7 protein-coding genes and 1 riboswitch are annotated in these 9441 nt (G+C 40.8%); of the genes, 5 read left to right on the top strand and 2 right to left on the bottom strand.

Translation table 11 applies throughout. From position 1 onward, the window contains the following. The coding region (locus K1X82_13760; GenBank protein ID MBX7183171.1) for a hypothetical protein at positions 1 to 197 on the top strand (197 nt) is incomplete at its 5' end. A gap of 569 nt (positions 198 to 766) precedes the next feature. Here K1X82_13760 and dnaJ read toward each other — a convergent pair. Then, on the bottom strand, positions 767 to 1912 hold the full coding sequence (gene dnaJ / locus K1X82_13755) for a molecular chaperone DnaJ (GenBank protein ID MBX7183170.1): 1146 nt from the start codon (positions 1910 to 1912) through the stop codon (positions 767 to 769). A 10-nt stretch (positions 1913 to 1922) separates the two neighbouring features. Then, on the bottom strand, positions 1923 to 2501 hold the full coding sequence (locus K1X82_13750) for a nucleotide exchange factor GrpE (GenBank protein MBX7183169.1): 579 nt from the start codon (positions 2499 to 2501) through the stop codon (positions 1923 to 1925). Positions 2502 to 2627: 126 nt separating this feature from the next. Then, positions 2628 to 2819: riboswitch (cobalamin riboswitch) on the top strand. Positions 2820 to 2901: 82 nt separating this feature from the next. On the opposite strand from K1X82_13750, the gene K1X82_13745 reads away from it, so the two are divergent. From K1X82_13745 to K1X82_13730, 4 genes are all read left to right on the top strand, one after another. Continuing rightward, entirely contained in the window at positions 2902 to 4839 is a 1938-nt protein-coding gene (locus K1X82_13745) for a TonB-dependent receptor plug domain-containing protein (protein ID MBX7183168.1), read from the top strand. Between the two features lies 1 nt (position 4840). Then, complete coding sequence (locus K1X82_13740; GenBank protein ID MBX7183167.1) at positions 4841 to 6079, top strand: T9SS type A sorting domain-containing protein; 1239 nt, start codon at positions 4841 to 4843, stop codon at positions 6077 to 6079. Positions 6080 to 6478: 399 nt separating this feature from the next. Continuing rightward, on the top strand, positions 6479 to 7300 hold the full coding sequence (blaOXA, locus tag K1X82_13735) for a class D beta-lactamase (GenBank protein MBX7183166.1): 822 nt from the start codon (positions 6479 to 6481) through the stop codon (positions 7298 to 7300). 584 nt (positions 7301 to 7884) lie between these two features. Further along, positions 7885 to 9249, top strand: coding sequence for a pyridoxal-phosphate dependent enzyme (locus K1X82_13730; protein MBX7183165.1), 1365 nt, complete (start codon positions 7885 to 7887; stop codon positions 9247 to 9249). Positions 9250 to 9441: the final 192 nt, after the last annotated feature.

The following is a 9441-nucleotide window of genomic DNA, read 5'->3' as shown; positions in this document are numbered from 1 at the left end:
TAGACAATACCAAACGCACAGAGTTGGTGAAAAAACTTCAATCCATGATTTATGAGGAACAACCTTACATCTTCCTGTATTCTCAAACTCGACGCAACGTTATTCACAAACGGTTTGGAAATGCGATAATGACCTTCGAAAGACCCGGTGTTATTCTGAACAACCTTCGATTGCTCAATAGCGCTTCTGCCCAATAACAACAGGATTTCCGGTTAAACCATCAATAAGAAACAGATACCAAACAAAAAGTAAGCGATTTTACTAATCAAGTATTAAACTTTCTTACTTGGGTTTAGCTAGAATAAAAGCCAGCTTAAGAAAATAGAATTGGTTTTGGAATTCTTCTAACCAAAATGGATTAAACCGGTATTATTTCAAAGACGGATCAACCACCAAAAAAGCCATTCAAACTGAGTGGCTTTTTTGGTATATAGCCTTTCCCTTTTTATTCTACATGGATTGGTAATTGCCATCGAATAATTTCAGTTCTGTTTGGGTTTGCACCTCGGGCAACGATAGAGGCAAGTAACCCACAGGACCACGCGGCGCTAGCCAAGTGGGACGAGGATTACAGCCGATAGCGTGACCCGAACGCCTTGCATAAAAGCTGAAATCAATGAATGATTTTGGTAGGCGGAGGGGGCCCGCCAAATTTTAGAAATAAAAAAAGCGTCCTGGCAATTTGTTTAATTCTTTACAGGAATCAAAAAAAACACCGGAACGCTGATGAAAAACCGAAGAATTGAACTTTAAAAGATCTGTTTACTTAATGAAACATCTCCTTCATTCGCTCAAAGAAACTCTTGTCTGCAGCACCTGGATTGGGCTTAAAATTGGGTGAGTTTCTTAATTTCTCCAGCAAATCACGCTCTTCATTGGTCAGATTTTTTGGGGTCCAAACATTGATATTCACCAACAAATCGCCTTTTCCGTAACGATCGATATCGGGCAAACCCTTTTCGCGAAGTCTTAACACTTTTCCGGCTTGAGTACCTGGTTCCACCTTCAACCTAGCCTTACCTTCGATGGTAGGCACTTCAATGGTAGTTCCCATGGCTGCGTCAACAAAACTAATGTACTGGTTGAAAATCAAGTTATTACCATCCCGAATTAAAGTCTCATGAGGAATTTCCTCAATTACAACAATTAAATCACCATTGATTCCGCCACGTGGACCCGCATTACCTTTACCGCTAACATTCAACTGCATTTCATTGCTTACCCCGGCCGGAATTTTTATTGAAATAACCTCTTCTCCTTGTTGAATTCCTTCACCAAAACAGGTATTACACTTGTCGGTCACTACTTTACCTTGTCCACCGCAATTCGGACAAGTGGTAACCGTTTGCATACGACCAAAAGGAGTGGAAGCCACCTGAGCAACTCGTCCTTGTCCTTTACAAGTGCCACAGGTCGACATTTTACCACCTTGGGCGCCGGTTCCATGGCAGGTACCGCATTGGTTATACTTATTAACTTTTATTTTTTTCTCAACCCCATGAGCAATCTCTTCCAGGGTTAACTTCACTTTTACACGCAAATTACTACCTCGGTTCACCCTTGCTCCTCCTCCACCAAATCCACCACCAAATCCGCCAAAACCCGCATCTTCGAAAATAGAGCCGAAATTGCTGAAAATATCATCCATGCTCATTCCACCTCCGAAACCTCCTCCACCAAAGCCGGCTTTCACCCCTTCATGCCCAAAGCGATCATACTTGGCTTTTTTATCCTGATCACTCAACACCTCGTAAGCTTCGGCAGCCTCCTTAAATTTTTCTTCCGCTGCTTTGTCTCCCGGGTTTTTATCCGGATGGAACTGCATGGCCATTTTACGATAGGCCTTTTTAATTTCTTCAGGAGTAGCCGATTTGGTAAGCCCTAAAATTTCATAGTAATCTCTTTTTGCCATGTTTTCTTATTTATTGACCAACCACTACTCTGGCGAAACGAATCACCTTGCCATTTAATTTATAACAACGCTCAATCTCATCTACCACTTTCCCTTTCAAATCTTCGGTTGGAGCAGGAATATTAGTTAAGGCTTCATGCAAATCCGAATCAAAGGTTTGCCCAACACTATCAATAGCCTCCAAACCTTTGGAAGTTAAATTGTTCTTCATTTTATTGTGAATGAGCAAAATTCCCTCCTTCACCGATTGAATATCCTGGGCTGTTTCCATAGATTTTAAAGCCCTTTCAAAGTCATCTAATACTGGCAAAATGGCCTTAAACACATCTTCTCCTGCCATTTTGTTCCAATCAGCTTTTTCTTTTAAGGTCCTTTTCCGATAATTATCAAATTCCGAATACAACCTTAAATATTTATCGTTTAGTTCGTCGTATGAAGCTTTCCAATCCTTAGTACTTTCCGATTTTTCATCTTTATTTTCAACTGTTTGTTCTTGCTTATCTGCATCAATAGTTGAGGTACTGTCTTCCACTTGGGGCGGATTGTTTTCTACCATTTCTTCCTGTTTGTTTTCGCTATTTTCGCTCATGGACCAAATTTTTCAAGGCCTTTTTCAAAAATACTGCCATGGACGCTAAAATTGTCGTTTTGGCAGTACCTCCAAGCTCATTTTTTTCCAAAAAAGATTTTTTGCCCTTCAATGACGATTTTCCTTTCCTTTGCAACTGAATCTGGTTCCTTCGAAATTCGTTTCAAGGATTAAAAGGGAATTCGGTGCAAAACCGAAACTGTTCCCGCAACTGTGAGTCATGTAACAGGTAGTGCCAATTCTGCCACTGTTTAAAAAAATGGGAAGGCGGCACCACTATGACAAGTCAGGAGACCTGCCAAATTCAACATAATCGAGACTTTCGGGTAAAAGGTCTGGCGATGGTTGAAGGACTTCTGCCCTTGCTTATCTGCTATCCGAATGCTTAGTTGAAAAACCTATGCAAAACGGAATTGCTTATTGGCTAAAAAGTTTAGGATGCCTAATCCAGGTTCTCTGCATTTCGGCATGGGCAAATGGCCAACAAAAGTCCGATAGCATGAAAGTTGAATTGCAAACCTTGACTGTTGAAGAAAGGCAGTTAACAGCACTTGAAAAAGCAATTCAACTAATAGGCGATAGTGGATTAGGATTGCCTGTATCCCTTCAACATTCAACCTTACAAGCCGGCGATTTCCTCCAACGAAGTATGCCCGGAATTGCCATCAAAAACTATGGTCCTTCTGCGAGCAGCACCTTATCCGTTCGGGGAAGCAGCTCCAATCAAACCCAAATGCTATGGCATGGTTTAAACATTAATCAGGCTTGGCAAAGTTTGTCTGACCTAAGTTTGATTCCTACCGGTGCCTTTGAACAAATTCGTTTGCAATCCGATGCCACCTGCGGAATAATGGCAGGAATTACCCCGGGTTCTTCCCTCCTGCTAATTCCTGCCGATGTTTCCCATCAACCCAACTCCTTGCTTCTAGCCTATACCATCGGCTCGTTTGGATTGCATAAAATCAGGACCAACCTGGTTTATAATCGCGGTATTTGGACAAGTCAAACCTCCGCTCAATACTTTCAAGCCAATAATAACTTTCCTTTTCAAAATATTTACAAAAAAGACAAGCCTACCGAAAATCTAAGTCATGCCTCCAACAGGCATTTCTCTCTTGTTCACGAATCCGGTTTTCGTTTAAATTCTAAAGAATCTATCGAAGTAAGTATTTGGATATTAAATAACTTCAGGCAGTTGCCTCCAACCATGCTTATGGCACAATCTGCAGCAGAACAGCAAGACCAGGCTTACCGAGGCAGTTTAGGATGGAAAACCAAACATAGGCGGTGGACCGGACAAACCCGAATGGCCTATTTTCACGATTGGCTCTTTTATTCCGACTCCGTGGCAAATCTTCATGAAACCAGCCGGAACCAAAATCTACAAGCATACACCTCCTGGGAATACAATACAGGAAAAAACATGGTAATTCATGCCGGAGCTCACACCCAATGGGTTCAAGTATATTCCGAAGGTTACAAGGCCCATAAAAACCAATGGAATCATGCCTTGTTTGGAGGATTTCAATTGGATTTCAAACGTTGGCACTTCGACCTTTCAGCCCGTCAGGAATGGAGAAAATCCAAAGCTACACCCATCGGACTTGGATTAACAAGCATTTTCAAATTAAGAACATTCCGAATCCAACTTTTGGCCAATAAAGTTTATCGGGCAGCCAGTTACAATGACTTATATTGGATTCCCGGCGGAAACCCAAACCTACAGGCCGAAAAAGGGTATGTAACCGAATTAGGCTTCTTTTCACATTTCAAACAAAAACAATGGCCACAGGTAGCCTTGCTGCTCTATTCCAAATGGATACAAAACTGGATACAATGGCTGCCCACCGGTACTATTTGGATACCGTTTAATGCAAAATCTGTTTGGGCAAAAGGTTTGGAATTCCGTATTAAAAACCAGTTAGAAATCAGGAAATGGAACCTTGGAATTGGTGCCGGACTTCACTTGAATCAAACCCAAATCAGAGACGCTTCCCGCGCCGAAGAAAATGGGAAACAACTCATTTATGTCCCACCGGTTAAACTTAACACCTTCTTTTCCCTGGAATGGAAAAACTATTTCCTTGGATTGGATGCTGTTTACAACGGAAAATCATTCACCTCCTCCGACAATAAAAACACCCTTCCAGCCTGGTACACCCTTAACCTAACCCTAGTAAAAACCTTTCCTTTTACTCAACAAATGGAAATGCAAGTCTCCTTTTCTGCCAATAACCTAAGCAATGTTTCTTACCAAACAGTGGAGCAACGCCCAATGCCTGGAATCAATTTTTTAGGTGGCATTCAATTACAATTCAAACACTTCAAAAACAAATAACATGAACAAAATCAAAACCCTTTTATTGGTAGTCTTACCATTATCACTCAGTGCACAATTCCAGGTTAAACAAGCCATAACAGTAGCCGGAGGCAACTTCGGACAACCCGGTAATTATGTAAAATATGGAAAGTATGACTATTTCGATCACAGTTTTCAGTTCTTCGATTCCATTCCGGGAGATTTTACCAATGCTGCGGTTGCCGATGGACAAATCTTATTTTCCAATGCATCAAACACCATTTACAAACACGACTTATCAGTATACACCCGCCTCGATAGCGTTCCTTTTGCAGGTACCCAAACCATGGAACTTGCCTATTCTTACCTAATTGTTGGTCCATCCACAGTGCTAAATGCCAACTCCAATAAACCCATAGTCTTCGACCGTTTTACCTTGGATACCATTGGCGAAATTGATGGTTTTAATTATCCCATCATGGATATGATTCAAATTGAAGACAGCCTGTATATTGCCTGGAATATTACAAGTGTTATCGATCAGGTTCCACCTTTCGGAGTTTATGCCGACAGTATAGGTTATATTTCTGTTGTGAGCCTTAACAACCTCACCAAAGTCAGAGACATTGATTTAGGAGCTGCCGGTGCAGGTATAAACACCCTTGCTTATGACAAAGTAAACCGGATCTTATTTGGAGCAAACGCCGCTACCAATTCCCTAACCAAGTACGATTTTTGGTCTGGAAATTTCAGTTTAATCCCCACCAATACCGCTAATTCCAAAGATTTATTAGGCGTATTCGGCGATAAACTTTACGGAACATTTGGAAGCAATGGAATTGGTACCTGGAGTATCTCAGGAGATAGTATAATTCAGGAAAATGTACAAACTGGTGCATTTATTCAAGCCATTTTAGATACTGTAAATGAAGTGTTGTATGCTACCGAATCCGATTACTTTTCGTATGGAAATTTGAATGTATTTTCACCATTTAACACTCCTGAAACCTTTTCTTGCGGAATTTCTCCCGAAGCAATTGCTTTAGATTATTTTATTTTGGTCGGTCAAGATGAAAAGGAATCATTGTCTACCAAGGCCTTTCCAAATCCTTGCACCAATCGTTTGGAGGTACCATCTGCTTTGTGGGTAGAAGTTTACAACCAATTCGGACAACGCGTTGGTTATCAAGTCGGTTCTACGATCGACCTTAGCAATTTAGCCGATGGAATGTACTGGGTAATCACCAATTTGGGAAAAACAAAAGTGATTAAAATCTAGGATTAACATCCATCGTCATATAGGGAAATTCAGGTAGTTAATTGACTGGATTTCCCTTTTTTTTTGGCGGGTCCCATTCGCCAACAAATAGTTTCGAAACTCCAAACCGCCTGCATGGCGAATGGTCGGGCTATCCGTTCCAAGTCCTCGCCCCGATTGGGATCGGGGCTGTGGGCTTTCCACTTCTATCCCTACCCGGATGAAGGTGCAAACCCAAACTTTTCTATTTCATCCAAAAAAATCAAACGAAAGCTTAGCATGCTTCTTCCGAAAGTTGCCAGGCAACTCATGTGTATTTTAAGGGCAGAATTTAAAAATAACCATCTTTATGTTTTTCTAGACAATTTCTGTTATTTTTATCTTTTCGGAATTAATCCGAACTCGAAATTCTAATTTAACATGAAACCCAATCTTTCATTATTTATATTTTGGAATCTATTTGCCTTTGGATTGTTTTCCTGCCATCCAAAACAACAGATTCAGGTGAGGGATGATTTCAAAAAATTCTACGATGAATATAAAGTAGAAGGATCCTTTATTTTGTTGGATCCTCAAACAAATCAAACCATTTGTTACAACATTAGGCAACTGGATCAGGCTTTTTCTCCGGCTTCCACATTTAAAATTTGCAATGCCTTAATTGGCCTTGAAACCGGAATAATAAAAGACCAACACTTTCGTATTAAATGGGACAGCGTTACCAGGCAAAATCCTGCTTGGAACTCCGATCAGGATTTAGAAACAGCCTTTAAAAACTCCACCGTTTGGTATTTTCAGGAACTGGCTAAACGAGTGGGTGGAAAACAAATGAAGAATTGGCTAGACAAGGCCAATTATGGAAACAAAGACACCTCCGGAGGAATTGATCAATTTTGGTTAACAGGGAAACTTAGAATAACCCCCTTTCAACAAATTCAATTTTTGAAACAATTGCATGATAACCAATTACCGTTTTCACAACGAAACATGGATATCGTAAAAAGCATCATGCTGGTGAAAGACACCTTAGACTATCAAATTAGAGCCAAAACAGGTTGGGGTGGTGTTGAAAATAAAGATTTAGGTTGGTATGTTGGCTATTTGGAAACCCATGGAAAGGTCTATTATTTTGCCAATTGCATTCAATCGTCCGACTTTACCAATCCGAATTTTGCAATGGCTAGAATTACTATTGTCGATAGCATTTTAGAAGAACTTGGGTTAATAGAAAATAGCAAATAAACCGGCCTCCCTTCCTCCCATTTCCTCAATAGGGTCAGCTAAAAAACACCCCCATCGATTCATTTTAAACCCATTAAACAGTTATTTAATTCACAGGCAACAAGATTTTGAATTAGATAATCTTGTTTTCCTTTCATCTACTGCATTTCTGACCTTATCAGCAGACCCTGAACCGTTTTGGACAATTTTTTATATACTATTGGAAAAGGTACTACAGTATGAGGTTGCACCTCGGGCAACGATAGAGGCAAGTAGCCCACAGGACCACGCGGCGCTAGCCAAGTGGGCCGAGGACTACAGCCGAAAGCGTGACCCGAACGCCTATTGCTAGCTGTTTGAGATTAAGCACAAATTTAGGGTGGCGGAGGGGGCCCGCATACTTAAAATAAAATATTAAAATCAACCCGACCTACTGTGCTTTATAAGCAAAACCTGCTAAAGCACTTGATTCCATAGGCACAAATGCATCCCGAAATTGAAAAAAGCGAAGAAGGAATAAGCCTCTTAAATCTGTTACAAACTTGTTATTTATTGTTTCAAACCAAGCCCATTTGGTATTTAAACAGGGCTAAATTTGCAGCATAATGGATTACGCAAAAAACATATTGGAAACCATTGGTAACACGCCCATGGTTAAACTTAACAAGGTGGTTAAAGACTTGCCTTGCACCGTATTAGCAAAGGTAGAGACCTTTAATCCGGGCAATAGCATTAAAGACCGCATGGCAGTTCAAATGATTGAAGATGCCGAAAAGGAAGGAAAATTAAAGCCCGGAGGAACCATCATTGAAGGTACTTCAGGGAATACAGGAATGGGATTAGCGATTGCCTCCATAGTAAAAGGCTATAAACTGATTTGCACCATGCCGGATAAACAATCCAAGGAAAAGATGGACATCTTGCGTGCGGTTGGTGCAGAAGTAGTGGTAACTCCAACCAATGTAATGCCGGAAGATCCCAGAAGCTATTATTCCGTAGCTCGCCGACTTTCACAAGAAATTCCCAATTCATTCTACCCAAATCAATACGATAATTTAAGCAATACCAAAGCCCATTACCTCACAACAGGTCCGGAAATTTGGAAACAAACCGAAGGAAAGATAACCCATTTGGTGGTAGGTGTTGGAACCGGTGGTACCATTTGTGGAACCGGGAAATACTTGAAGGAGAAAAATCCGGCTATTAAGATTTGGGGAATTGACACCTATGGATCGGTTTTCAAGAAATACCACGAAACCGGAATTTTTGATACCAATGAAATTTACAGTTATTTGACAGAAGGCATTGGAGAAGATATTTTGCCGGCCAATGTGGATTTTAAAGTAATTGACCAATTTGAAAAGGTTACCGACAAAGATGGCATGTTAATGACCCGTCGGTTGGCAAGGGAAGAAGGAATTTTTGTTGGAAATAGCGCAGGTTCGGCCGTTGCCGGATTGCTTCAATTGAAAGATCAACTTAAACCGGAAGATGTAGTAGTGGTTATTTTCCACGACCATGGAAGCCGGTACGTTGGTAAAATTTTCAACGACGATTGGATGAAGGAACGCGGCATGTTGGATAGAAGCGATAAAACTACCGCCTACGATATCCTTAAAAAGGTTAATCAACAGCAATTGGTTTCTATTACTCCTGAAACCACCATTGCCGATGCTATTGCCATCATTACCGGAAGCGATGTTTCTCAGTTGCCTGTTATTCAGGACTCTGAAATGGTAGGTTCAGTAAGTGAACACCAGCTTTTTGCTAAATTGGTTGAAAACCCGGAACTGAAATCAGGATTGGTTAAAGAAATTATGCAACCCGCTTTTCCGATAGTAAACAATGAAGCCGGAATAGAAGACATCAGTCAACAGTTAAAATCGCATGCTGCCGTTTTAGTGAAGGATGCCTACGGAAAAATGAAAATTATTACCCGCCACGATATTATTAAAGCACTAGCAGATTAACCCTCGAAGTTACCTTCCCAATGAAATACCTACTTTTCTTCCTTGCCATTTCTAGCTGGAGTTTACAATCCACAGCACAACAATCCAAGGATGTAAGCTCCCAACATTCTGAATCCAAATCGCCCAACGATGACCTTAAAAAGCGGTTGGAGGAATTAGAAAAACGCACTTTGGAAGCTGAACGTAAAGCCG

It is taken from the genome of Bacteroidia bacterium, from assembly GCA_019695265.1.
Classification (GTDB): Bacteria; Bacteroidota; Bacteroidia; order JAIBAJ01; family JAIBAJ01; genus JAIBAJ01.
This window is presented reverse-complemented; position numbering and strand designations above follow the sequence as displayed.